Here is a 24804-nt window from a genome sequence, read left to right on the forward strand (position 1 = left end):
CCCTATCGCGGAAGGCCCGATCCGTTCCCGGTCCGGCAGCGGGGCGCCTGAACGGCGCCCCCGTCCGGTCGCCCGCGACGGAGCGACCGGACGGGTCGGCGATCAGGAATCGAGGCCGCCGTCCTCGTCGATGTCGACCAGGAACACGATGTCGGCATCCTCCTCGTCCTCGTCGTCCGCCTCGTCGTCGTTCGAGGCCTCGGCATGGCGGGCATCCGGCTCGTAGGGCTCGTCCTCCTCGGAATCGTCCTCGGCGAGGGCGTCCTCGAAGATCTCGATCTCCTCCTCGGTGGCCGCCCGGACCTTGAGCGGGGAGGTGCCGTTCCACAGCACCTTGCCGTCGCTCTTCATGGTCTGGATGTCGTCCTTGAAGCCATCGCAGGTGAAGAGGTCGTTGGCGACCTCCTCGGAGCCGTTGATGACCGCGATGGCCACGCCATCGATCTCGAGTGTGAACATCGCGAATCCTTGTTGTCTGCAGCCTCGGGGCCGCCGTCCGTGTAGGGGCGAACGGGGCGGAGGCCAAGGCCCGGACGGGCGGGGGTTGGTTTGCGGCGGGTGGCCGGGCCTCAGGCCCCGCCGCTCGCCCGGGCGATGGCGCGCTTGACCACGCCCTGCACGTCGGGATTGGAGAGGAACAGGTCGTGGTTGATGAGGCCGCCGCCGTAGTCGGAGGCGTCGGCCACGCGGACCCCGAGGGCTTCCAGGCGCTCGCGGTCCGCCGCGCCGGCGCGCACGATGCCCCCCGCGATGGCCCCGGAGAGCTCGAGGGCGCGGTCGTTCGTCGACGAGATCACCGTGATCTTGTGCACGTCCGGCCCCATCCGCTCCACCGCGCTGGTGAAGAGGTCGATGTCGATGTCGGGGGCGGCCAGCACCACCGCGCCGATGCGGGCCATGGCGGCCTCGCCGGCCTCGGCCCGCAGCATGCGCAGGGTCTCCAGGGTCAGCAGCGTCCCCATGGAATGCGCGACGATGTTGATGCGCCCGCCCGAGGGGGAGTTCGCCAGCGCCTTCAGCAGGTCCTCGAAGCCGTCGCGCGACCACAGGGCGCTCTCGCGGTCGTAGCCGTAATCGAAGGTGGCGGCCGCCGAGGGCCAGGTGAACAGGGCCGAAGCGCCGCGGAAGCGGATGCCGTCGGAAAGCTTGGCCGCACTCAGGGCCGCCGACTGGAAGCTCTCGCGGTAGCCGTGGACGTAGATCAGCACGTCGCGCCCCAGCGCCGCCTGGGCGAAGGCGGCGGCCGCCCCCGCGCCGGTCTCGACCTGCGGCACCGCCGTCACCGCCCAGTCGCCCGTCACCACGGAGGAGACCTTGCCGATCAGCGAGCGGTCGGGCGCCGACAGCCGCACCTCGGCGAAGCTGAGGCCCCGGCCGCGCTCGGAGGTGAAGTAGGGGCTCTTCGGCGGCGAGCCGACGGGCTTGCGCGTGGTGGCCACCAGCAGCACCGGGCTGACGTCGAGGGCCGACTGGCGCTCCGGCGCGCCGCCCCCCACCGCATCGGTGACGAGGCCGTCGGCGACGCAGCCGGCCAGCCCGGGCGTCAGGCCGGCCACCCCCGAGAGGGCGGCGAAGCGCAGCAGCGCGCGACGGGTGGGAGGCTGGGATCGGATCATGGGTCGGAGCTCGGGTCGGATCATGTCGTGCAAGGCGGCCCTGAACGTGGTGGCCCCGGGACGGGCGCAGCGCGTCAGTATCCTGTCGATCAGGATCGTGACCATGGCGGGGCGGAGGCGTGGCCGTGGCGATGTGGATTGCGGGCAGAGGCAGGGCTGTGGCCCCGGACCCACAGGGCGGCACGCCCCCGGTTCACGCCGGTTTGCGGGGGAAGCGCCCGCGCGCCGGGCCGCCCCCCTCGACGAAACCGGGCGGGACCGGCAAAGAAGACAACCATGGCCGCCTCCCCCGCACCCGCCCTCGACATCGATGCCCTGCGCGAGCGGCTGCTCGCCGGAGACCGCGCCGCCCTGGCGCGGGCGATCACGCTAGCCGAATCGAAGCGGCCCGATCATCGGGCGGCGGCGCGCGGCCTCATCGACGCGGTGCTGCCGCAGACCGGCACGGCGATCCGCGTCGGCATCACCGGCGTGCCCGGCGTCGGCAAGTCGACCACCATCGACGCGCTCGGCGCCAACCTGACGGCGGCCGGCCACAAGGTGGCGGTGCTGGCCGTCGACCCCTCCTCGACGCGCACCGGCGGCTCGATCCTCGGCGACAAGACCCGGATGGCGCGCCTCGCCCTCGACCCCAACGCCTTCATCCGGCCCTCCCCCTCCTCCGGCACCCTGGGGGGCGTCGCGGCCAAGACCCGCGAGACCATGCTGCTCTGCGAGGCGGCGGGCTTCGACGTCATCCTGGTGGAGACCGTCGGCGTCGGCCAATCCGAGACGGCGGTGGCGGACCTGACCGACTTCTTCCTCGTCCTGATGTTGCCGGGAGCCGGCGACGAGCTCCAGGGCATCAAGAAGGGCATCCTGGAGCTCGCCGACATGATCGCGGTGAACAAGGCCGACGACGGCGAGGGCGAGCGCCGGGCCAGCGCGGCCGCCTCGGAGTATCGCGCCGCCCTGCACATCCTCTCGGCGCCGAGTTCGACCTGGACGCCCCCGGTGGTCACGATCTCGGGCCTGAACAACAAGGGCCTCGACGGCCTGTGGGAGCGGATCGTCGACCATCGCAACAAGCTCACCGCCACGGGCGAGATCGCCGCGAAGCGCCGGGCCCAGGACGTGAAGTGGATGTGGGCCCTCGTGCACGAGCGCCTGCATCAGCGCCTCGTCGGCTCGGCCGAGGTGCGCCGCCGGACGGCGGAGGCCGAGGCTTCGGTGGGGCGCGGGGACGCCTCGCCCGCCGCCGGGGCGGAGGCCATCGCCACCCTGATCGGCCTCTGACCCGCATGACGGGACCGCTGCTGGTCACCGGCTTCGGTCCGTTTCCCGGCGTGCCGCGCAATCCGAGCGCGGCCATGGCCCGGCGCATCGGTGCCCTCGCGCGCCCGAAGCTGGGCGGCATTCCGGTGCGCGTGCTGATCCTGCGCACCACCTACGCGGCGATCCCCGACAGGCTGGCGCCGGCCCTGGCCGAAGCGCCGGCCGCGATCCTCATGCTCGGCGTCGCGACCCGCGCCAAGCGGGTCCGGGTGGAGATGCAGGGACGCAACCGCACGAGCCGCCTCTTTCCCGATGCCTCCGGCCGGACCGCGTCGCGCCTGACCCTGGAGCGGGATGGCCCGCCCGCGCGCCGCTCGCCCGCGGCGGCCTCCGCGCTCGCGACGCTGCGCGGGCACGGGATCGCGGCGGTCCCCTCGCGGGATGCGGGGCGCTACCTCTGCAACGCCAGCTATTTTCGCGCCTTACGCGAATCACCCCCGACGCTGTTCGTGCACATCCCGCTCCCGCCCCGGACGCAGCGGCCCGCGAAGGCACCCGTGCGGCCGCGGCGCGAGGCCCCCGGGGAGCGTCTCGCCCGCGCCTGCGCGGAGGTCGCGCGCCGCCTGGTGATCCGCGGCCGGGCGCGCGGCTGAGGGGCGTGCGACAGGGCCCTTTGCCGGCGCGGGAAGATTTTCACCCCCGGCATGGGTCTCCTTCGCGCCGTCGGGCGTTCTGTGAACGTCGGATGCGGGCGCCCCGACCCGGACGGGCGGTCCGCATCATCCACGTTCAGGAGAGAGACCATGGTCGATACGGATCGCATCGTCGGCGCCGCCAAGGAGTTCGGCGGTAAGGTTCAGGGCGCCGCGGGAGACCTCGCCGGTTCCTCGCGCACCTCGGCCGAGGGTCGCTACCGCGAGGCCGAGGGCCGCGCGCAGGACATCTACGGACAGGCCAAGGACACCCTGCGCGACGTGGCCGACAACGTCTCGGATTACGCTGGCGACGCCTACGAGCGCGGCGGCACCTACCTGCGCGACGGCAGCCGGGTGGTGGGTCACCGCGTGGAGGAGAACCCGTTCATCGCCCTCGTGATCGCGGGCGCCGTCGGCTACGGCCTCGCCCTGCTGCTGCACGGGCGCCGCTGAGCCCGCCCCCCGGCCGTCCCCGCTCCGTCCGCCATCGCGGCGGAGCGGGGACGGCCATACGGGACCGCGCTACTGCGCCGTCCAGCCGCCATCCATGGCCATGTTGGCGCCGGTGATCTGGCTCGCCGCATCCGAGGCCAGGAACACGGCCAGGGCCGCCACCTGGTCGATGGTGACGAACTCCTTGGTCGGCTGCGCCTTGAGCAGCACCTCGTTGATGACCTCGTCCTCGGTCATCCCCCGCGCCTTCATGGTGTCGGGGATCTGGCTCTCGACGAGCGGCGTCCAGACATAGCCCGGCGAGATGCAGTTCACCGTGATGCCGTGCGTCGCGAGTTCGAGGGCCGCGGCCTTGGACAGGCCGACGAGGCCGTGCTTGGCCGCCACGTAGGCGGACTTGAAGGGCGAGGCGACCATCGAGTGCGCGGAGGCGGTGTTGATGATCCGGCCCCAGCCGCGCTGCTTCATGCCGGGGATCGCCGCCCGCATGGTGTAGAAGGCCGAGGACAGGTTCAGGCTGATGATCTGCTCCCACTTCTCCGGCGGGAAGTCCTCGATCGGCGAGACGTGCTGGACGCCGGCGTTGTTCACGAGCACGTCCACGGAGCCGTAGGTCTCCTCCGCCAGTCGGATCAGCCCCGCGATCTCGCCGGGCTTGGTCAGGTCGGCCGGCGAATGGGCGGCCTTCACGCCGAACTCGGATTCGATCCCGGACCGCGCCGCCTCGATGTCCTCGGGCTTGCCGAAGCCGTTGAGGACGATGTTGGCGCCCTCCTTGGCGAAGGCGCGCGCGCAGGCCAGGCCGATGCCGCTGGTGGAGCCCGTGACGACGGCGGTCTTGGATTTCAGGATCATGGAAGCCTCCTAGGGGCACTCTTCGACGCGGGGGATCCTAGCGCGTCCGACAGGCGCGCGGTCGAACAAAGCCTGAGCGCGGGGTCCGGCACGACGCGCGACATCGGGTCGATCAGGCGAGATAATCGTGCAGCACCTGCCCGTAGGGCAATGTGAAGTCCACGACCATGTGCCGGCCGCCGACAATGCGGCGCACGGGCAGGTCGGCTACCCGGCAGTTCACGTGCGGAATCAGGTGAAGGCGAGCCTCCCCCTCCCAGGCGCCGTGGACGGTGATGTCCTCCAGGCGGTAGCCGACGAGCTGCGCGACCTTCGGGCCGCCGTCGACATCCGGGAGCAGCTTGAGGTTGACGTTGAGCTTGCCCAGGCCCTGCTTCACCGCGGCGAGATCGTGCTCCAGGCTCCGGTGCTTGTAGGTCATGGTGCCCATCGCGACCCGCTCGTCGTCGTAGTGCAGCGTCCCCGTGAGGGTGTCCTTGGTGAGCCTGAGGCGGGGCACGCCCCACTTCTTCGGGAAGCCCCAGATCTCGCGCCCGGCCGTGATCGGCGGCTCGTCGTCGAGGTACATCTGGATCGAGAAGGTGCAGGGCTCGCCGTCGAAGGTGGCGAGAGCGCCCGAGCCGCTCTCCTCGTAATCGCCGAACCCGGAGGAATCCGGCATCTTCATCCACTCGTAATAGACGCGATTGTCCGGATGCGGCTCCAGGGGCTCGGGCAGCGCCCGGCGCAGGGCGTCCGCATCGGTCTCGTAGGTCACGATCAGGTATTCGCGCCGGAGGAAGCGAAACGGCCCGCGCGGATAGCTCGGGCTGAAGGCGGGCATCGAGGGCGTCTCGAGGATCTCGTCGCGGGTCACGGGCTCGTCTCCCTGGGGGTGAAGGGCGTTCAGTCCTGCGCGTCGCGGGTCAGGTCGAGCACGCAGATTCCGCTCGCGTCGGGCCGGCGGTCGCGCCAGGCCGGCGCGCGCAGGGACCGGCGCAGGTCGCCGAGCCCCGCGGCCCAGTGCTCCAGCATGGTCGCGCGCGAGAACTCGTAATCCTTCGAATTCCCCTCGTAGGCCTTGCGACGATAGATCAGCTGCAGGATCGTCACGACGTTGTCGTGACTGATCCGTCGCAGAAACGCGGCATCGGGGTCGTCGCGCCATTCGGGCGGCAGCTTGCCCAGGAGGCTGCGCGTGGCGGCCTTGGCCTTGCGGATCTCCAGGCTCATGTCGGTGTTGAGCCGGGTCCGGCTGGAGAAGCGGATATCCTTCTCGCGCTCGGCCGCGTCGATCAGGGTCCGGGGCATCGCTCCGCGCGCGGAGAACAGGTCCACCTGGAACACCACGAGGTCGCGCCGGCGCTCCTCGTCGAGGACGTATTGCAGCGGCGTGTTCGAGACGATGCCGCCGTCCCAGTAGGGCTCGCCCGCGATGGTGACCGGCGGGAAGCCCGGGGGCAGGGCACCGGAGGCCATGATGTGCTCGGGCGTGATGCGGTCGCACCGGGTGTCGAAGTAGGCGAAGTTTCCGGTGCGTACGTTGACGGCACCGACGCTGAGGCGGGTCGCCCCCCCGTTGATCAGGTCGAAATCCACGAAGCGCTCAAGGGACGCCCGGAGCGGGGTCGTCTCGTAGTAGCTCAGCGCCTCCGGCGCGCCGGCCGGATAGAAGCTGGCGGGAGGAAAGCGGGGGTTGAAGAAGCCGGGCACCCCGAAGGCGGCGACCCAGCCGGCACTGGCCTCGTTGAAGGCCGCCCGCGCCCGCTCCCCGGGAAACCAGGGAACCCCGGTCACCCCCGAGGAGACCAGCTCCCAGAAGGCTCTCATCCGCTCCACGCGACGCTCCGGCGGGTTTCCGGCGATCAGCGCCGCGTTGATGGCTCCGATGGAGATGCCCGCGACCCAATCCACGGCGTGGTCCTGGGCGGCCAGCGCTTCGTAGATGCCGGCCTGGTAGGCGCCGAGCGCCCCGCCGCCCTGGAGCACGAGAACCTTCGTTTCGCCGCTGGGACATGCCGTCACGACCGGCCCTCTCCTATCCGGACCACACCCCGCCTCGGGGGATCCCGGGAGGCGTCCCGCCCACGGCCCGCCTAAACCCAATCCATGGTTGCCGTAAGCGTGCAGTACCACCATGACGCAAGGCCTGGGCGACCACCATCCCTCGGGTGGGACGAAGCGGCCCGGTTGTCAGGCCCTCGGCCTGCGCGCTCGGGCGCCCGGGTGCGGCGGCCGGCGGTGACGACCCGGCACGATTCGCATCCGAGCCTCTCGGCTCGACCGACGGACTCCCGGCCGAAACGCGCCGGCGGGACACGCGGTCGAGCCTCGCCCCGGTCCCGTGGACGGTTGACAGGCGCAGTTCCTTCGCCAACACCCCCCGCCCAGTCGCGGCTTTTCCCGCACGCCCTCCGCCGCAATCGTCCCTGACCCGGCCGCCCCGCGCGCGATGGCGACGAACAAGGATCCCTGACCCATGTCGGTGACGCGCTCCTATCTCGACTTCGAGAAGCCGGTGGCCGAGCTCGAATCCAAGCTGGAGGAGCTGAAGACCATGGCCGCCCGCGATGGCGCGGTCTCGATCAGCGAAGAGGTCGGGCGCCTGGAGGCCAAGGCCGCCGCCGCCCTCTCTGACATCTATGCCGGCCTGACGCCCTGGCAGAAGACCCAGGTCGCCCGCCACCCGCAGCGCCCCCACTTCATCGATTACTGCGCCGGCCTGATCTCGGATTTCAGCCCGCTCGCCGGGGACCGCGCCTTCGGCGAGGACCAGGCCATCGTCGGCGGCTTCGGACGCTTCCGCGGCCGTCCGGTCTGCGTGCTGGGCCAGGAGAAGGGCTCCACCACCGAGACCCGCCTGCGGCACAATTTCGGCATGGCCAAGCCCGAGGGTTACCGCAAGGCCGTACGCCTGATGGAGCTCGCAGACCGCTTCGGCCTGCCCGTGCTGGCCTTCGTCGACACCGCAGGCGCCTTTCCGGGCATCGAGGCGGAGGAGCGTGGACAGGCCGAGGCCATCGCCCGCTCGACGGAGGCCTGCCTCGCCCTCGGGGTGCCGAATGTCGCGGTGGTCATCGGCGAGGGCGGCTCGGGGGGCGCCATCGCGCTCGCCACCGCCAACCGGGTGCTCATGCTGGAGCACGCCATCTACGGCGTGATCTCGCCGGAAGGCGCGGCCTCGATCCTGTGGCGCGACCAGGGGCGCGCGGCGGACGCCGCCACCGCCATGAAGATCACCGCGCAGGACCTGCTGCGCCTCGGCATCATCGACGGCATCGTGCCCGAAGCGACCGGCGGGGCCCATCGCGGGCGCGACGCCGCGATCGCGGCAACGGGGGCCGCCATCGAGGCCGCCCTGGTGGAGTTCCAGGGCCTCGGCCCGGACGAGATCCGGGACCGGCGCGCGGCGAAGTTCCTGGAGATCGGTCGCAAGCTCTGAGAGTGCGACACTGCGCCGCGGATGCGCACGGGAACCAAACCTCCCGATGCGTCCGTTGCGCCCGCCAAGGTTTCGCCACACCGACGCCTGGCGGATCGGCGGCGAAAAACCTGTGAAATCAATCCTCTTTCCGTCGGCACGCTCCGCGCTGCATCAAATGCGGCGAGATCGGGTCGACGGGCCGATGATGTCCGCAATCCACATCCCGCCCGGGCCACGAAGGCGGTCTCCTTGCGGTAACAACCGGGTAAGTTTAACGACGCTAAGGGGTTGGGGAGTGGCATGCCACGGGCGCGAGCCCGGGGCTGCGTGACTGAGGATAGGTTCCCCATGGCTATGCGCCCGCTCGTGGCCGCCGGTTTCGCTCTGCTCGCCCTGTCGCTCGGCGCCTGCCAGGACGGTTCGATGGGCGGTGGCGTTCCGCTGCGGGCCCTGGCCCCGGTGCCGCCGAAGACCCTTGCGCTGATGGCCCAGAAGGGCATGTCGCAGAGCGATCCCATCCTGATCCGCGCCTACAAGCGGGAAGCGGAGATGGAGGTGTGGAAGCGCGGCACCAACGGCCAGTACGCCCTCCTCAAGACCTTCCCGATCTGCCGCTGGTCGGGCCAGCTCGGCCCGAAGACCAAGCAGGGCGACCGCCAGGCGCCCGAGGGCTTCTACACCGTGACGCCGGGCCAGATGAACCCGAACTCGTCCTACTACCTCTCGTTCGACACCGGCTATCCGAACGCCTACGACCGGGCGAACGGGCGCACCGGCAACTACATCATGGTGCACGGCACCTGCTCGTCGTCGGGCTGCTTTGCCATGACCGACGAGTCGATGGGCGAGATCTACGCCCTGGCGCGGGATTCCTTCGCGGGCGGCCAGCGCGCGTTTCAGTTCCAATCGTACCCGTTCCGGATGACGGCGGCCAACATCGCCAAGTTCCGCAACGACCCCAACGCGCCGTTCTGGAAGAACCTCAAGGAAGGCTCGGACTACTTCGAGGCCCTGCGCGACGAGCCGCGGGTCGGCCTGTGCGGAACGAAGTACGTCTTCGGCGGCGCCGACGCGGCGGCCGGCTCCTGCACGCCGCGGGTCGAGCCCCAGGTGGCGGAGAAGCGCGAGCGCGACAATCGCGAGATCGCCGACCTGATCGCCAAGGGCACGCCCGCCACCCGCCTCGTCTACGACGACGGCAGCCAGAACCCGGTGTTCCGCGGTCAGCAGACGCCCGCCAACACCCTGACCTTCGCGAGCCTGGGCAAGGCGCCCCCCGAGCCCGAACTGCCCTACGACCCGAAGGATTATGCCCAGCACAAGCTCGGCGACGTCAGCCGTCCCGAGAGCCTGGCCGCCGGCGAGCGCGAGATCGAGGTCGACGCCAAGGGCCGCCCGGTGATGATGGCCGCGGTCGCCCCGATCCCCACCAAGGCGGCCGCCGCGAACCTCGCCCGGAAGGGTACCGCCCCGGCGGCCAAGCCCGAGCCCGTGGTGGCCGAGCCGGCCAAGCCCGCCCGCGTGATGGTGGCCGACGCCGAGGGCGATCCGGCCGCCTACAAGAAGCTCTTCGGCAACGTGTTCAGCAACGGCGCGCCCGCGACCCCGGCCACCGACGCCGCCACCGTCCCGGCCGTAGCCGCGGCGGAGCCCATCGCCGCCAAACCTGCGCCCAAGCACGCCCCCGCGAAGGCGGCGCACGCCGCGCCCGCCCCGGCCAAGGGCGGCAAGCCGGACGAGGAGAAGGCGGCGAAGCCGGTCCACAAGACCGCATCGGCCGCCGCGACCGCCTCGCCGAAGACCACCGGCTCCACCACGCCCAAGAACTCCCCCACGCCCAAGGATTGAGGCGAGGAACCAAGGCGGGCCGGGCCGTCCCGCCTCAGCGCGTGCCAAGGAGCATGGCGCCGAAGCCGAGGAAGATCCCGCCGGTGATCCGGTCGAAGGCCCGCCTGAGCGCCGGGCGGGTCAGGGATGCGGCGAGCCGGCGGCCGCCGAGGGCGTAGACCCCGTACCAGAACAGCTCCGCCCCCGCGAAGGTGACGATCAGGATCGCGAATTGCGGGGCCTGCGGCCGTGCCGGCTCGACGAATTGCGGCAGGAAGGCGCTGGCGAACAGGAGGAGCTTGGGATTGCTCAGGCCGATCAGCAGCCCGTCGCGGTAGAGACGCCCCAGCCCGACCGGCGCAGGGCTCCCCGTGTGCCCGGGGACGTCCAGCGCCCCGTCCCGCCCGCGCCAGGCCCGGATGCCGAGCCCCACGAGATAGGCGACGCCGGCATAGCGCAGGCCATCGAACAGGACCGGCGACGCCAGGAGGACGGCGCTCAGTCCCGCCGCGGAGGCCACCAGCACGAGGACCACGGCGCTCAGGCACCCGGCCATGGCGGCGAGGCTGCGACGCAGGCCGACGCGGACGCTGCGCGCCAGGATGTGCAGCATGTTCGGCCCCGGCGTGCCGGACAGGAGGAAGACGGCGCCGAAGAACAGCCACCAGGTCTGGAAGGTCACGGCCGGGCTCCCGGATCGAACGCGCACGCCCTGGTGCGCTCCGGCAGCCTCTTAGCAGACCGCGTCCGGGGCCGCGCCCGGCCGGGAGGCGGGGCAGCCCGGCACGCAACGAAAAAGGGCCCCGCGAGGGACCCTTCTCCAGATCAGTCAGATCGGTCGACCGATCACATCCGGCGCATCATGCGACGGTGCATCATCCGGCGCTCCATGTGACGGCGCATCATGCGGCGCTCCATGCGACGGTGCATCATGCGACGCTCCATCCGGCGCTCCATGCGCATCTGCACGGTGGACACGGTCTCGGGGGCGGTCACGCCCAGCGGGGCACCCGGTGCGGCCGAGGCGGAGGTGGCGAGGCTGGCACCGCCGAGCGAGGCGAGCACGGCGAAGGCAAGGGTCAGTTTCCTCACGTGAAGACTCCCATTCTCATTTGTCCGAGCGCGGCACCCGGTTTGTTCTCTCGCACCCGAGGCCGAGAAACTCGTGTCGCGCACCGGAGTGAGCGGCAGGCCCCGTTCCGGCCCGCCGCTGACAACACCTGAGTCAGAGATTCGTTTCCTCGAAAGCCCGCACCCACTCAGCACAAATTCCGGAGCGGACGATATCGTCGAGGGTAAATTCTACCACCGGGATCGGCATCATCCGACTCTTGATCAAGTGGATCACCGTGCGCAGGCCAGACGTCTCGCGTAAGTCCGTCTGGGACACGTCGCCGTTGATGATCACCTGGCAATCGTCACCGATGCGGGTGAGGAACATCTTGATCTCGGCGGTGGTGGTATTTTGGGCCTCGTCGAGGATCACGAGGCAGTTCTTGAAGGTGCGCCCACGCATGACCTCGAAGGGCACCACCTCGATGTCGCCGGTCTTCACCGCGATCTCGAAGGCGGCCTCGCCCATGCGCTCCTTCATGGTCTCCGTCAGGGGAGCGACCCAGGGGGCGATCTTCTCTTCCAACGTTCCGGGAAAGAAGCCGAGGGAGCGGCCGGAGGGCACGTTCGGCCGGGTGATGATCACCTTGGCGATGCGGCGCTGGCGGAGTTGGTCGGCGGCGCGGGTCCCGGCGATGAAGGTCTTGCCGGTGCCGGCGGGGCCGAGGACGATCACCTGCTTGTGAAGGGCAAGGGCGTCGAGGTACTGCGCCTGCCGGTCGGTGAGGGGCTGGATCGGACTTAGGTTGCGTTCTTCGTCGAAGCGGGTCTTGTGCAGCCGGACCGGACGGTCCTCAACGAGTTCAAGTCGTGCGCGGCGTCTCTTCATCGATCAACACTCCAACCGGACTTGCCAACCTGGATTTAATCTGAGCCTGACTTGCTGAACTTGCTTCGCATCACTTTCGATTGATCCCGTTTCGGCGATCCTTTCGACTTCGCCCGCTTCACAGCCAATCCGGAGACCGCCCTCAAGTTCCAGACGGGTCCCTCAAGGCTGTGGATTCTCGATACGGTCCCGATGACCGCAGGACTGTGCGTTGCACGCACCATGCCGCGCCGGGCGCGACAGGGGCGTGACATCCACTATTCTTCGGAATGATGTAAAAAGTCTGCGTCGATGCTGCGCTGCAGGAGCCGATCCGCCGCGGCGGTCGATTGCCCTGGGCTGTGTCGCAGAAGACGCAGTCCGCATCCGCCCGACGTCCTCCGCAGCCCCCGCGTCCCGCGATCAGGCCGCCTGGATGAAGCTGTCGAGGACCATCTTCCGGCCGGCCTTGTCGAAATCAACGGTCAGCTTGTTGCCGTCCACACCCGCGACGGTGCCGGGGCCGAACTTGGTGTGGAACACCCGCATGTCGACGCTGAAAGCGGAGGGCGCGCCCGTCGATTTGGCGATGAGCTCGCCCTCGATCTGGCGCGGGCCGCCCCGACTGGCCGGCGAACGGTTGCCGACCCCGTAGCCGTTGGCGTTTCCGGACTGCGCCGTATTGGCCTGGGCCCGCTGCCAGCCGGGCGTGCCGTAGGACGAGCCGAAGGGCGCCGGGTTCCGGTCGAAGCGCGAGGCCCCGGCCGCGAAGTGGGCGGGGGCATCGATCACATCGACGCTGTCCTCGGGCAACTCGTCGATGAAGCGGCTCGGCACCGTGGAGGACCACAGGCCGTGGATGCGCCGGTTGACGGCGAAGGACAGCTTGGCGCGCTTGCGGGCCCGGGTCAGGCCGACATGGGCGAGGCGGCGCTCCTCCTCCAGCCCGGCGCGGCCGCTCTCGTCGAGCGCCCGCTGGTTCGGAAACAGGCCATCCTCCCAGCCCGGCAGGAAGACGGTGTCGAATTCCAGGCCCTTGGCGGCGTGGAGGGTCATCAGCGAGACCCGGTCGGCCCCCTCCTGCTCGCTGGCCTCCATGACCAGCGAGACGTGCTCGAGGAAGGCGGCGAGGTCCGGGAACTCCTCCATGGAGCGGACGAACTCCTTGAGGTTCTCCAGGCGTCCGGCGGCGTCGGCCGACTTCTCCTTCTGCCACATCTCGGTGTAGCCGGATTCCTCCAGGATGGTCTGCGCCACCTCCGAATGCGGCTGGGTTCCCACCAGCCGGGCCCAGCGTGAGAAGCTCTCGACCAGGGCGCGGACGCCGGACCGGGCGCGGGGCTTCAGCTCGTCGGTCTCCACGACGAGGCGGGCCGCCTGGAGCAGCGGCACCCGCTCGGCCCGGGCATAGGCGTGCAGCGCCTGCAGGGTGGCGTCGCCGAGGCCTCGCTTGGGCGTGTTGAAGATGCGCTCGAAGGCGAGGTCGTCGGAGGGGTTGGCGGTGACGCGCAGATAGGCGAGCGCGTCGCGGATCTCGGCCCGCTCGTAGAAGCGCGGGCCGCCGATGACCCGGTAGGGCAGGCCGAGCTGGACGAACCGGTCCTCGATCTCGCGCATCTGGGCCGAGATGCGCACCAGCACGGCGATCTCCGAGAGGGGATGCTGCTGGGCCTGGAGACTCTCGATGGCTTCCGCCACTTGGCGGGCCTCCTCCTCCGAATCCCAGGCGCCCGACACCGTCACCTTCTCGCCGGCGACGTCCTCGGTGCGCAGGGTCTTGCCGAGGCGGCCCTCGTTCTTGGCGATGAGACCGGAGGCGGCGGCGAGGATATGGCCGGTGGAGCGGTAGTTGCGCTCCAGGCGGACCACCACGGCGCCTGGAAAGTCGTGCTCGAAGCGCAGGATGTTGTCGACCTCGGCGCCGCGCCAGCCGTAGATCGACTGGTCGTCGTCGCCCACGCAGGCGACGTTGCGGTGGCCCTGCGCCAGCAGGCGCAGCCAGAGGTACTGGGCGACGTTGGTGTCCTGGTACTCGTCCACGAGGATGTAGCGGAAGCGCTGCTGGTAGTTTTCCAGCACGTCCGGGTTCTCGCGCCAGAGCTTGAGGCAGAGCAGCAGCAGGTCGCCGAAATCGGCGGCGTTGAGGGTCAGGAGCCGGGCCTGATAGGCGGCATAGAGCGCCCCGCCCTTGCCGAAGGCGAAGGCCTGGGCCTCGCCGGGCGGCACCTGCTCGGGCAGGAGGCCGCGGTTCTTCCAGCCGTCGATGGCCGAGGACAGGGCGCGCGCGGGCCAGCGCTTCTCGTCGATGTTCTGATCGACGATGACCTGCTTCATCAGCCGCAGCTGGTCGTCCATCCCGAGAATCGTGAAGTCGGAGCGCAGGCCCACCAGTTCGGCGTGCCGGCGCAGGATCTTGGTGCCGATGGAGTGGAAGGTGCCGAGCCAGGGCATGCCCTCGCCGGCCGGCCCGATGAGCCCGCCGATGCGGTGCTTCATCTCGCGCGCGGCCTTGTTGGTGAAGGTCACCGAGAGGATGTCGAAGGGCCGCGCCCTGGCCGTCGCGATCAGGTGGGCGATGCGCGTCGTCAGCACCCGTGTCTTGCCGGTGCCGGCCCCGGCCAGCACGAGCACCGGCCCGTCCGTCGCCTCGACGGCGCGGCGCTGCTCGGCGTTCAGCCCTTCGAGGTAGGGCGAGCCCTGCGGCCGGAGGGAGGCCATGGCACGGGCGGCGATGGAGGTCGGGGCGGCGTCGGAGGCGGATGCGCCGGCCGCGTCGAAGCGTTGAGTCATCGCGCATCCCTGGACCAAAACGCGAACGGCGTCGAGGGTCGCGCGCGTTTCCGGAGTGGCCCGGCCTCCGCCTTGACGGTCTCCGAGGCTCCATCTCGGACGCACCTCGTATCCCGGAGAGTGTCGGATCGGCGATTAAATTCATCCGAAAATCGGATGAGGAATTTCCGCCAGCCCGGGCCAGGACTATGTCTCGACGGGATGGGTGAGGCGCGGCGATGGGCGAGCTCTATCAGTCGGGGAGCATCATCATTCGGTTCTATGCCAACGATCATCTGCCGCCGCATTTCCACATCCTGACACCGGATGACGAGGCTCTCGTGGAGATTGCCACCCTCCGACTGTTGGCCGGCGCCCTGCCGGGCAAGATCGAGCGCGAGGCCCTGGCCTGGGCCGCCGAGAACCGTGCCGCCGTCGCGGCCGAATGGAATCGGACCAACGCCCGCTTCCCGATTGCCTGAGGAGGTTGCCGTGAACGATCCCCTGCCCCGCATCTCAACCGTCATCGCCACGGGTCCCACCGGCCTCGGCGTGATGTGGCGCGACGACCGGTCCGACCGCGTGGACCTCGCCGGATGGATCGCCACCGGCGGTGAGATCCTGTCGCCTCTGAACGATCCGGCCCTGTTCGCGACGGTCCGGCTCGGAGATCACGGGACCTCCGTGGAATGGGTCAGCGAGGACGGGGACCTCGCCATCGATGAGCATCATCTCAGGCTGATCGCGGACGAACAGCGGCGGTTCGGCCGCGCGGAGGTGACTGCGTGGCAGACAGCCGCCGGACTGTCGAACCAGGAATCCGCGGATTTCCTCGGCCTCTCGCTGAGCACGTGGAACGCCTACAAGGCGGGCATCAGCGCGGTGCCGACTCCCGTTGCGATGGCGTGTCGGGCGGCCCTGCGCGACCCGATCCTGCTCCACGCCCATTACCGGCCGCGCAAGCGGGGCCGCCCGCGCCGCGTGGGCGCACCCAGCGCGGCGTAGGGTGGCGCGGTCCGCCAGGCAGAGACCGCGACACACTGAGACTCCGGCGGCCAAGGACGGAAGAGGACGGAAACCCGCAACCTCCCGTCGCTGCCGACGATCGATGCGGCAGTCTCACGCAGCGTCGCAGAACCTTCGAAAACCGGAACCCGCCTTCCCACCGGCAGGTCGTCTCACCAGATCACGACATCACAGTGCACCTGACAAGGACGCCGCCATGCGTAGCTCCCCCGCCCTTCTCGCCGGCCTCGCGCTCCTCGCCGCCGGTCCGGCCCTCGCCCAGGTCTCGTCGCGGGGCGTCGACAGCCTGAATGCCACCAACGAGCGCCTGTCCAACCGCAGCGAACTCCGGGGCATCGAGCAGCGCCAGCAATTCGACACCAACCAGACGCGCCTGCAGATCCAGCGCGGCGACCTGTTCCGGCCGAGCGCGCCCCCCGCCCCGATCGTCGTTCCGGGCCGTCGCTGAGCCGCGGCCCCGGGGCGCCGGACCCGGCGCGCCGGCCCTGGCGCGCGCGGGCGTTCCCTGTGCTATGTCCGCCGACGGAGCGGGGCCCGACCCGGGTGACGAGGCGGAACAGAGACGGTGCGTGACATCCTGACCGCGCTGGCGGGCGCCGTCATCCTGCTCCTCGTCGCGGCGCTCGCCGTCCCGCCCTTCGTGGCCTGGGAGGGCTATCGCGGCACGATCGACCGGACGATCGCGCGCTCCCTCGGGGTCGCGGCTCAGACCGAGGGCCGTATCGGTGTCCGGCTCCTGCCCTCGCCGCGCCTCAAGCTCGATCGCCTGCGACTGGGGTCCGGGGCCGGCGCCGCGCAGAAGCCCGCCCTCGACCAGCCCCAGCTCGACCTGCAGTGGATCAAGGCCGAGATCGCCCTGGCGCCCCTGCTGAAGGGCGAGATCCTGTTCACCGAGACGCGGGTCGGCCGGGCGGAGGTCAAGCTCCCCGTCACCGATGGCGAGGCGATGCTCCTGCCCACGCGCGGGCTGTCGGCGGCCCTGCGGCGCGACCTCGCCATCGAGGACCTGTCGATCCGGCAGTTCGTGCTGACGACCCAGGTGCTCGCGACGGGCCGGACCGAGCAGTTCTACGCCGAGGCCCTTCAGGTCTCCGCGCCCGCCCTCGTCGGCCCCTGGCGGGCCGAAGGCACGAGCCGGGGCGTCCCCTTCCGGGTCTCGACCGGTGAGCTCGGGCCCGACGGCGTCAACGTGAAGATCGCGGGCGGCGGCGACACGCAGCCCCGCTTCGAGGCCGATGCCCGCATCGGCCTCGCACCCGCCGGCACGGCGACGGGCGGACGGCGCCTGACCTCGGCGGTGGCCGAAGGCAGCGCCCGGATCGTCGTCGGGCCGCCGGTCCAGGCGGCGGGCGCCTATCTGCCCTTCTCCCTTGCCGGCAAATTCAAGGGGCGCGGCCTGACGGCCCGGTTCACCGACGTCGCCCTGGAGATCGATCCCGGCGGCCAGGCCCTGCGCCTGGGCGGCTCGGGTCAGCTCGACCTGAAGCAGTGGCGCGGCGCCCTGGCGCTCTCCACCCGTCGCCTCGACCTCGACGCCTTCCTGACCTCGGCGGCCGGACAGGCGCTGATCGCCCGCGGCCTGCCGAACACCGGCGGCCGCAACGGCCTCGGACTGCCGATCATGGTGGACCTGGACCTCGCGGCGGAGAGCCTGGCCCTCGGCCTCGACGAGTGGACGGGGCTGGCCGCCAGCGGCACCCTCGACCGCACCGGCGGCGTGGTGCTGCGCCGCCTCGACGTCACCGCGCCGGGCGCCACGGCCCTGGGCGCCAGCGGTGAGATCGACACCGAGACCGGCCTGCGCTTCACCGGGCGCCTGTCCCTCGACACGCCGGCCTCCGACGGGTTCGGCCGCTACCTGCGGCGCCTCGGGCTCGAAGGCCCGGCCGTGGCGGTGATGGACGGTCGTCCGGTGCAGGTGAATACCGACCTCTCGGTGGCCGCCGGCACGGTATCCCTGCGCAACCTGCGCCTCGGGCTCGGCGAGGCCCGCATCACCGGCAATGCCCGCTACACGGCGGCCGAGGGACCGGCGCGCGGCCGCTTCGATGCACAGCTCGCCGCGCAGGGCATCGACATCGCCGCCCTGCCGGTGCTGAGCGGCACCCTCGCGGACCTGCGGGGCCACGATGTCGGGATCACGCTCCAGGCCCGGGACGTGCGCTACGGTCCCGCCGGCGCTCATTCGGGCAACGGCACCATCGCGGCGAGCATCCAGTCGGACGGCCCGAGCCTCGTAGTCGACAGCCTCGCCATCACCGACCTGGCCGGCGCCAATGCCAAGCTCTCCGGCCGGATCAGCCCGGACGGCACGGGCCGGATCGCCGGGCAGGTCTCGGCGGCGGTGGCCGCCCCCCTGTTCGCGCTCCTCGACCGGGTCTGGGTGGCGGAGGCCCGCCGGGTCCCGGCCTTCCTGCGAAACGGGGCCCTCGACCTCGCGGTCAACCTCGAGCGGGATGCGGGCGCGGCCGACACCCTGCGGGTCGGCGCCAAGGGCGACGCGGCGGGCGGCACCCTCGACCTCGACCTCCTGAGCCGGGCGGGCCGCATCGACACCCTCGACCTCACCATCGCGACGGCGAACGCGGCCCCCTGGTTCGGGCGCACCGATGTCCCGGCCCTGCGCCGGCCCGGATACCTGCGCATCGCCGGCGTACCCGCCCCGTCCGACGGCACCGCGTCTCCCGGGGCGCTCGCCCTGCGCCTGAGCGGGACGGTCGCCGACATCACCGTCGCGACGGTGCAGCCGATCCTCCTCGACGCCGCCGAGCCCCTGCCGCGAGCCGGCGCGCTTCAGCTCGCCCTGCCCGATCTCGCGCCGCTCCTCACCCTGGCGGGCAGCGCCGTGCCGATCCCCGGGCCGCTGCCGGCCGATCTCGGTCTGCGCCTGTCGCGGGCCGGCCCGGACCTGCGCCTGGGCGTCGTCGGCCGGATCGCCGGCCAGCCCGTCTCGGCCGACCTCACCCGCACGGCCGAGGGCGCGATCGGCGGCAGCGCGTCCCTGACCCGCCTCGCCCTGCCGCTTCTGGCCAGTGCCACGATCCTGCCGACCGAGGCCCCGCGCGGACCCGGCCAGAGCCCCGCGAGCGCGCGGTTCGCGCCGGTTCCGGCCGGCCGGCCGGCGGTCTCCCTCGGCCTCCGGGTCGACAGCCTTGACCTCGGGCGCGGGCTCACGGCGACCGGCGCGACCCTCGGCGTCACCCTGGACGGCGAGACCCTGACCCTGCGTGACCTCGACGCGACCCTCGCCGGTGGACGCATCGCGGGACGCGCGACCTCGACACGTCAGGGCGGCGCCGCCGCGCTCTCCGGCGAGGGCCAGATCACCGATGCGGCGATCCCCGGCTTGGTCGGCCCGGGGACGGTGGACGGTCGGGTCTCCGCCCAGGTCCGCTTCGGCAGTTCGGGCGAGAGCCTGACCGGATTGATGAACAACCTCGGCGGCAGCGGCACCCTCACGCTCACCGGCCTCAGCCTGCCGGGGGCCGATCCGGCCGGTCTCGATCGGGCGCTGACACGGGCGCTCGCGGAGGACGATCCCCTGCGGGAAGGCCGCCTGCAGGCCCTCGCGGCCGAGGAGCTCGGCGCGGGCCCGCTCACCGTGAAGGGGCCGGTCTCGAGCCCGGTGAACCTCATCGGCGGTACCTTGCGGGCCGGCCCGCTGACCTTGCCCCTCGGATCCGCGCGCTGGAGCGGGACTCTCGGCGTCGACCTGCGGGACGCGCGCATCGATGCGCGCGGGTCTCTCCTCGCCGGCCAGGCACCCAAGGGCTGGAGCGGGGCGAACCCCTCGATCCAGCTCGGCTTCAGCGGCCCGATCCGAAACCCTGAGCGCAGCATCGACGCCGGACCGGTGACCAACGGGCTCGCCGCCCTGGTGCTCCAGCGCGAACTCGAGAAAATCGAGCTGTTCGAAGCCGACCAGAGCGAGCGCCAGCGCCGCCGCGCCCGCATCGAGATGGACAGGGCCCGCGCCCTCGCCATCAAGGCCGCGGCGGACAAGCTGGCGGCCGAGAAAGCGGCCTCCGAGGACGCCGCCCGCCAGGCGCGTCTGCGGGCACAGCAAGCGGCCCAGCAGGAGGCCGAAAGGGCCGCCGAAGAGGCGGCGCGCCGCCAGCGCAGCGAGCCGGAGTCGCCCCGGGACCGGGAGGGTCCGCCCCCGGGCCCCTAGCGGAAGGGGTGGGCGGTACCGTTCTACATGAAGATCAGCTCGTTGATCTGACCGGCCAAGTCGGCATCGTAGGACCAGTTCGACTTCCCCACCAGATCGCTGGTGCGGAGCACATCGCGGGGAACGCCCCCTGGACCCTCGGCCATCAGGGTGTCGTTCTTGAACAGGCGCATGTAGCCCCCGTCGTCCACACTGGCCTGCCATCGGGCCGTTTCGCCTTCCACGATCGCATCGTAGGCGGTGATCCGGTAGGTTTCCGACCCCGCGATGATCTCGAAGGCCATGTCGTCACCCGTCCAGGCTTGACCGAGCCAGACGTTGTCCTCCCAGGCCCCGTTGCCAGTGTCGAAGATGCGCTGGTAACTGCCACCGGCCAGATCGTCGAAGCGGGCTTCGGCGAACACCTTGAAGGCGCCCTCGATCTCTGGGATCCCTTTGTACGCGGTGACCTCCAGGTCGCTGACCTTGCCCGCCAGCGGGGCATCGATGGACCAGGGGGATTTGCCGACGAACTCATTGGTCCGTTCGATGTCCTTCGGCACGACGCCCTGCCCCTCGGCCAGGATCGTACCGTCCTTGAACAGGCGCATCCAGCCCGCCTCGTTGACGCTGGTCGTCCAGGACGCCTCCTGTCCCTCCACGATCGCATTCCTGGCAATCAGGGTTCCCTCCCTGCTCCCGTTCTGGATCGTGAACTGCATGTCATTCGACGTCCCGATCTGGCCGAGGAAGACGTTGTCGCCACTCGTTCCGTTGCCCAGGTCGTAGACCCGCTGCCAGGGACCCGCATCGAGATCGTCGAACCGGACCTTGGCGGTGGCCGAGAAGGCGCCATGAAGATCGGCGACTCCGTCCGCCTTGAAGCTCAGGTCGTAGACGGTGCCCATGAGGTCCGTGTCGTATGACCAGTTGGACTTGCCCACGAGGTCGCTCGTACGGACGATGTCGCGGGGGACCTCACCCTGCCCCTGCGCCAGGAGGACCCCGTCCTTGGACAGGCTCATGCGCCCGTTGGGGTCCACGGCAGCCGTCCAGCGCGCCTCGACCCCCTGCACGATCGCATCCTTGGCCACGATGCGATGCACGCCGGAGCCGGCATAGATCTCGAAGCCCATGTCGCGGCTGCTGCCGACCTGGCCGAGCCAGATGTTATCGCTCCACGCTCCGTTTCCGGTGTCGAAGACGCGCTGATGGCTGCCGCCGGCGAGGTTATCGAAGCGCACCAGGGCGCTCGCCACGAAGCCGCCGTCGATCTCCGGGATGTCGGCCACGAAGGCTTCGTCGGAGGTGTCCGTCAACAGCATCTCGAACCGGCTCTTGGAGTCGGTCCCGATGGGGCCGAAGCGTGCCCGGAGGTGAGCCAACAAACCCTTCACATCAAGTTCGACGTCGCCGATGCGCAGGGATTCGATCCCCATGAGGATGTCGACCTCGCCGCTGGCGATGTTCTTGATCCTGAGGGCGCCGCCCCTGCTGGTGGCATCGTAGATGACGGCAAAGTCGGCGGGGTTACCGGAATACGTCGCCCGGTCGCGGCCCTCGCCGCCATCGAGGGTGTCGTACCCCCACCCCCCATCCAGGATATCGTCGCCCGCACCACCGATCAGCATATCGTTGCCGCCGCTGCCGAACAGGCTGTCGTCGCCGGTCCCCCCGTCGATCCGATCGTCGCCCCACCCGCCATCGACCCAGTCGTCCCCACCAAAGGCAAAGAATTCCTCGTTCGGGTAGTCGAGCCCGATCCGGTCAGCCCGCTCGGTGGCGATCGGCATGCCCATATCCTGGAAGATCGCGAGATCGAGATCCGTGATCGGCGCACGGCTGCCCATAGAAGACCAGGGATCCATCAGATCCTCTCGACCGGCGACATGGGAGCGGGAGTCGTCGAGCGGGATCGAGCGGCCGTTCGAAGCCTGAACGTTGGGCCCAGAGAACTCGTTGTTCCCGTTGGACCATGTGGCCGGAAGGTCGACGAATCCCAGGGCATGCCCGAATTCATGCTGGAACAGCGAATAGGCATCGATTTTATCCCACGGAACAGAGGCCGCACCCGTCGGATCGTAAAACAAGCTGTCGAGCCGGTGCTCGCCCAAGGTCACCTTCCCGTCCGGAGCGCCTCCATTTCCGTCCCAACCCAAGCGCGCCTTGTGAATGGCTGCCGAGAAGCGTCCGTCCCAGGTTCCGTTCGGACCCCCGTTCGCGAGATAATTCCCACCTCCGACGTTGCCGATTGCGACGGTGAGGTCGATCGTGCCGTTGCCCTGGATATACTTGCCCCAACCATCGGCGGCAGCTTGCGCAGTGGCTAGGATGAGGTCCGCTCGCCCGCCGGCTTGGCTCCGGGACCAATCATCGGCCCATGTCACTGAAATTCTCGTCATGCACACCCCCTCGGGCCACAACCAAAAGTTGCCTCGCGGGAGAATGCCGACCAGGGATGCGGCGGATCTTACAAGGATCAATAAAGTTGCGCGGTTCGAAGCAATTCGGGGCGGGATTTCGTCCCGCCCCTCGATCTGGCTCGACCTTCGCCCGCGTACGCCTCTCAGGCCCTGCCGACGGCCAGCAGGGCGAAGGCCTGGATCAGGCCGACCTCCTCCAGGCGATCGAAGCGCCCGGCGGCGCCCCCATGCCCCGCCTCCATGTTGATGCGCAGGAGGATCGGGCCACCGCCCGTCATGGTCGCCCGCAGGCGCGCGACCCACTTCGCCGGCTCCCAGTAGGTCACGCGCGGGTCGGTCAGGCCACCGAGCGCCAGGATCGCCGGATAGGCCTTGGCCGCCACGTTGTCATAGGGCGAGTAGGCCAGGATCGTCTCGAAGGCCGCGAGGCTCTCGCGCGGGTTTCCCCATTCCGGCCATTCGGGCGGCGTCAGCGGCAGTTCACCATCGAGCATGGTGTTCAGCACGTCAACGAAGGGCACGTCGGCCACGATGCCGGCAAACAGCTCCGGCGCGAGGTTGGCGACCGCCCCCATCAGCATGCCGCCGGCCGAGCCGCCATGGGCCACGATGCGGCCCTGGGCGGTATAGTCGGCTTCGATCAGAGCGCGGGCACAGGCAACGAAATCCGAGAAGGTGTTGGGCTTCTTCTCGCGCTTGCCATCGAGGTACCAGCGCCAGCCCTTCTCGGTCCCGCCACGCACGTGGGCGATGGCGTAGACGAAGCCGCGGTCGACCAGCGACAGCAGGTTGGTGCGGAAGGCGGCCGGCATCAGCGTCCCGTAGGAGCCGTAGCCGTAGAGCAGCAGCGGGGCGGTACCGTCGAGCGGGCAATCGCGCCGGTGTAGCAGCGAGATCGGCACGGTCTCGCCGTCCGCCGCCGTGGCGAACAGGCGCCGGGTGACGTAGTCCGCCGGGTTGTGGCCGCTGGGCACGGTCTGACGCTTGCGCAACTGCCGGGCCCGGGTGACGCAGTCGTAATCGTAGGTCTCCGCCGGCGTCGTCATCGACGAGTAGGTGAAGCGGATCACCGCCGTCTCGAACTCGTGCCCCGGCTGCAGGCCAAGGGAATAGGCCTCCTCGGCGAAGGCCACCACGTGCTCGTTGCCCTTGGTGTCGCGCACGACGATGCGCGGGCGTGCATTCTCGATCTCGAGGCGCACGAGATGATCGGCGATCACGTGCTGGTGACGGATCATCACGCCGGGACGGTGGGCGATGACGTCGGTCCAGTTCTCGCGACCGGGAGCCTCCACCCGGGCGGTGACGATCTTGAAGTCCTCGGCTCCGTCGGCATTCGTGAGGATGAAGAGGTGGTTGGCCCAGTTCTCGACCGAGTAGATCAGCAGCGGCTCGCGCGGCTGCACCACGGTGAGCGTACCCTCCCCCGTCCGACGATCGAGGAGATGAACCTCGGACGTTTCGTGGTCGCTGGCCGTCACCATGAGGTAGTCGCCCGATTGCGTCTCCTCGATATGGACGAAGAAGCCGGAATCGGCCTCCTCGTAGACGAGGGTATCGGCGTCCTGCGCGGTGCCGAGGCGATGGCGCATCACCCGCGCGGGCCGGTGGTTGTCGTCGACGGCGACGTAGAAGAAGGCTTGGGAATCGGCGGTCCAGACCACCTCCCCGGTGGTCGCCTCGACGCGGTCCGTCAGCTCGGAGCCCGTCTCCAAATCACGCACCCGGATGCTGTGCAGTTCCGAGCCCTTGGTGTCGGCGCTCCAGGCGAGCAACCGGTGGTCATCGGAATGGACCGCTGCGGCGATCTCGAAGAAGGTCAGCCCTTCACCTTCGCGATCACCATCGATGAGGATGACCTCCCCCTCTTCCGGCCCCCCATCGGCCGCCGTCTCGGCGCCCTGCCCGGGGATCACCACGACGGTGCGCGGCCGCCGACACACCAGCGGATACTGTCCGCCCTCGCGATGGCGGGTGTAGTAGGCATAGGGGCCGTCAGGCTCGGGCACGCTGCTGTCGTCCTCCCGGATCCGAGCACGCATCTCGGCGACGAGGGTTTTGCGCAGCGCAGTGGTGTTCGCGAGCGCGGCGTCCGAATAGGCGTTCTCACCTGCCAGATGCTCCCGGATATCGGCGGGCAGGGCTGCCGGATCCTTAAGGACATCCCGCCAGTTTTCAGCCTTCAGCCAAGCATAGTCGTCGCGGATCACATGGCCGTGGACTTCGTAGGTGTGCGGGCGCACTTCCGCGACCGGAGCGGTGGCTGAAACCGAAAGGCTTGTTGATTGGGAGGCCATCGCAAAAAATCCTGGCGCAGGGTCGAGACACGGAGACGCGTCGCTCCATATTGCCGTGCCATGTGGCGCGAGCGTGAGCTGCAAGCAAGCGCGTGGGGAGTGCGGGACATGGAAC

20 protein-coding genes are annotated in these 24804 nt (G+C 70.2%); 9 read left to right on the forward strand and 11 right to left on the reverse strand.

Annotated elements, in window-relative coordinates:
• Positions 1 to 102: 102 nt before the first annotated feature.
• Positions 103 to 459 carry a hypothetical protein gene (locus ASF18_RS08795; RefSeq protein WP_056212012.1) on the reverse strand — a complete coding sequence of 119 codons (357 nt, stop codon included), beginning with the start codon at positions 457 to 459 and terminating at the stop codon, positions 103 to 105.
• A gap of 110 nt (positions 460 to 569) precedes the next feature.
• The gene (locus ASF18_RS08800; RefSeq protein WP_056212010.1) at positions 570 to 1616 is read right to left on the reverse strand and encodes an alpha/beta hydrolase; all 1047 of its coding nucleotides are present in this window, start codon (positions 1614 to 1616) and stop codon (positions 570 to 572) included.
• 276 nt (positions 1617 to 1892) lie between these two features.
• Between ASF18_RS08800 and meaB the strand changes: the two genes are divergently transcribed.
• From meaB to ASF18_RS08815, 3 genes are all read left to right on the forward strand, one after another.
• Positions 1893 to 2891, forward strand: a complete 999-nt coding sequence (meaB, locus tag ASF18_RS08805) for a methylmalonyl Co-A mutase-associated GTPase MeaB (RefSeq protein WP_056212008.1) — start codon at positions 1893 to 1895, stop codon at positions 2889 to 2891.
• Positions 2892 to 2896: 5 nt separating this feature from the next.
• Complete coding sequence (locus ASF18_RS08810; protein WP_056350892.1) at positions 2897 to 3523, forward strand: peptidase C15; 627 nt, start codon at positions 2897 to 2899, stop codon at positions 3521 to 3523.
• A gap of 150 nt (positions 3524 to 3673) precedes the next feature.
• Positions 3674 to 4018 (forward strand): CsbD family protein, encoded by a 345-nt coding sequence (locus ASF18_RS08815; RefSeq protein ID WP_056277469.1) that lies wholly within the window; start codon positions 3674 to 3676, stop codon positions 4016 to 4018.
• 69 nt (positions 4019 to 4087) lie between these two features.
• On the opposite strand, the gene ASF18_RS08820 is transcribed toward ASF18_RS08815, so the two are convergent.
• The 3 genes from ASF18_RS08820 to ASF18_RS08830 form a co-directional block, all read right to left on the reverse strand.
• Positions 4088 to 4873: a 3-hydroxybutyrate dehydrogenase gene (locus ASF18_RS08820; RefSeq protein ID WP_056350893.1), complete on the reverse strand. Its 786-nt coding sequence runs from the start codon at positions 4871 to 4873 to the stop codon at positions 4088 to 4090.
• Between the two features lie 112 nt (positions 4874 to 4985).
• Complete coding sequence (locus ASF18_RS08825; RefSeq protein ID WP_056350895.1) at positions 4986 to 5729, reverse strand: acetoacetate decarboxylase; 744 nt, start codon at positions 5727 to 5729, stop codon at positions 4986 to 4988.
• A 29-nt stretch (positions 5730 to 5758) separates the two neighbouring features.
• Positions 5759 to 6877: a patatin-like phospholipase family protein gene (locus ASF18_RS08830; RefSeq protein ID WP_056350898.1), complete on the reverse strand. Its 1119-nt coding sequence runs from the start codon at positions 6875 to 6877 to the stop codon at positions 5759 to 5761.
• Positions 6878 to 7331: 454 nt separating this feature from the next.
• On the opposite strand from ASF18_RS08830, the gene ASF18_RS08835 reads away from it, so the two are divergent.
• On the forward strand, positions 7332 to 8294 hold the full coding sequence (locus ASF18_RS08835; RefSeq protein WP_056211996.1) for an acetyl-CoA carboxylase carboxyltransferase subunit alpha: 963 nt from the start codon (positions 7332 to 7334) through the stop codon (positions 8292 to 8294).
• Between the two features lie 330 nt (positions 8295 to 8624).
• The gene (locus tag ASF18_RS08840) at positions 8625 to 10124 is read left to right on the forward strand and encodes a murein L,D-transpeptidase family protein (protein ID WP_082487283.1); all 1500 of its coding nucleotides are present in this window, start codon (positions 8625 to 8627) and stop codon (positions 10122 to 10124) included.
• 34 nt (positions 10125 to 10158) lie between these two features.
• On the opposite strand, the gene ASF18_RS08845 is transcribed toward ASF18_RS08840, so the two are convergent.
• The 4 genes from ASF18_RS08845 to ASF18_RS08860 all read right to left on the reverse strand — a co-directional run bounded on the left by ASF18_RS08845 (position 10159) and on the right by ASF18_RS08860 (position 14814).
• Entirely contained in the window at positions 10159 to 10785 is a 627-nt protein-coding gene (locus tag ASF18_RS08845; RefSeq protein ID WP_056211994.1) for a LysE family translocator, read from the reverse strand.
• A 164-nt stretch (positions 10786 to 10949) separates the two neighbouring features.
• Entirely contained in the window at positions 10950 to 11195 is a 246-nt protein-coding gene (locus ASF18_RS08850) for a hypothetical protein (RefSeq protein WP_056211991.1), read from the reverse strand.
• A gap of 133 nt (positions 11196 to 11328) precedes the next feature.
• A complete protein-coding gene (locus tag ASF18_RS08855; RefSeq protein ID WP_055945921.1) occupies positions 11329 to 12045 on the reverse strand; it encodes a PhoH family protein in 717 nt (238 codons plus the stop codon).
• Between the two features lie 402 nt (positions 12046 to 12447).
• Entirely contained in the window at positions 12448 to 14814 is a 2367-nt protein-coding gene (locus tag ASF18_RS08860) for a UvrD-helicase domain-containing protein (protein WP_056350899.1), read from the reverse strand.
• Between the two features lie 218 nt (positions 14815 to 15032).
• Here ASF18_RS08860 and ASF18_RS08865 point away from each other — a divergent pair, with 218 nt between their 5' ends.
• The 4 genes from ASF18_RS08865 (at position 15033) to ASF18_RS08880 (ending at position 19990) form a co-directional block, all read left to right on the forward strand.
• On the forward strand, positions 15033 to 15275 hold the full coding sequence (locus ASF18_RS08865; RefSeq protein WP_056211987.1) for a DUF4160 domain-containing protein: 243 nt from the start codon (positions 15033 to 15035) through the stop codon (positions 15273 to 15275).
• Between the two features lie 10 nt (positions 15276 to 15285).
• On the forward strand, positions 15286 to 15798 hold the full coding sequence (locus ASF18_RS08870) for a DUF2442 domain-containing protein (protein ID WP_056350901.1): 513 nt from the start codon (positions 15286 to 15288) through the stop codon (positions 15796 to 15798).
• A 217-nt stretch (positions 15799 to 16015) separates the two neighbouring features.
• Entirely contained in the window at positions 16016 to 16267 is a 252-nt protein-coding gene (locus ASF18_RS08875; RefSeq protein ID WP_056211983.1) for a hypothetical protein, read from the forward strand.
• Positions 16268 to 16384: 117 nt separating this feature from the next.
• A complete protein-coding gene (locus tag ASF18_RS08880) occupies positions 16385 to 19990 on the forward strand; it encodes an AsmA family protein (RefSeq protein WP_056350903.1) in 3606 nt (1201 codons plus the stop codon).
• Positions 19991 to 20013: 23 nt separating this feature from the next.
• On the opposite strand, the gene ASF18_RS08885 is transcribed toward ASF18_RS08880, so the two are convergent.
• Entirely contained in the window at positions 20014 to 22371 is a 2358-nt protein-coding gene (locus tag ASF18_RS08885; RefSeq protein ID WP_056350905.1) for a calcium-binding protein, read from the reverse strand.
• A gap of 164 nt (positions 22372 to 22535) precedes the next feature.
• Positions 22536 to 24689, reverse strand: a complete 2154-nt coding sequence (locus ASF18_RS08890) for a S9 family peptidase (protein WP_056350907.1) — start codon at positions 24687 to 24689, stop codon at positions 22536 to 22538.
• Positions 24690 to 24804: the final 115 nt, after the last annotated feature.

Origin of the sequence: Methylobacterium sp. Leaf89 (genome assembly GCF_001422215.1) — a bacterium.
GTDB lineage: Bacteria > Pseudomonadota > Alphaproteobacteria > Rhizobiales > Beijerinckiaceae > Methylobacterium.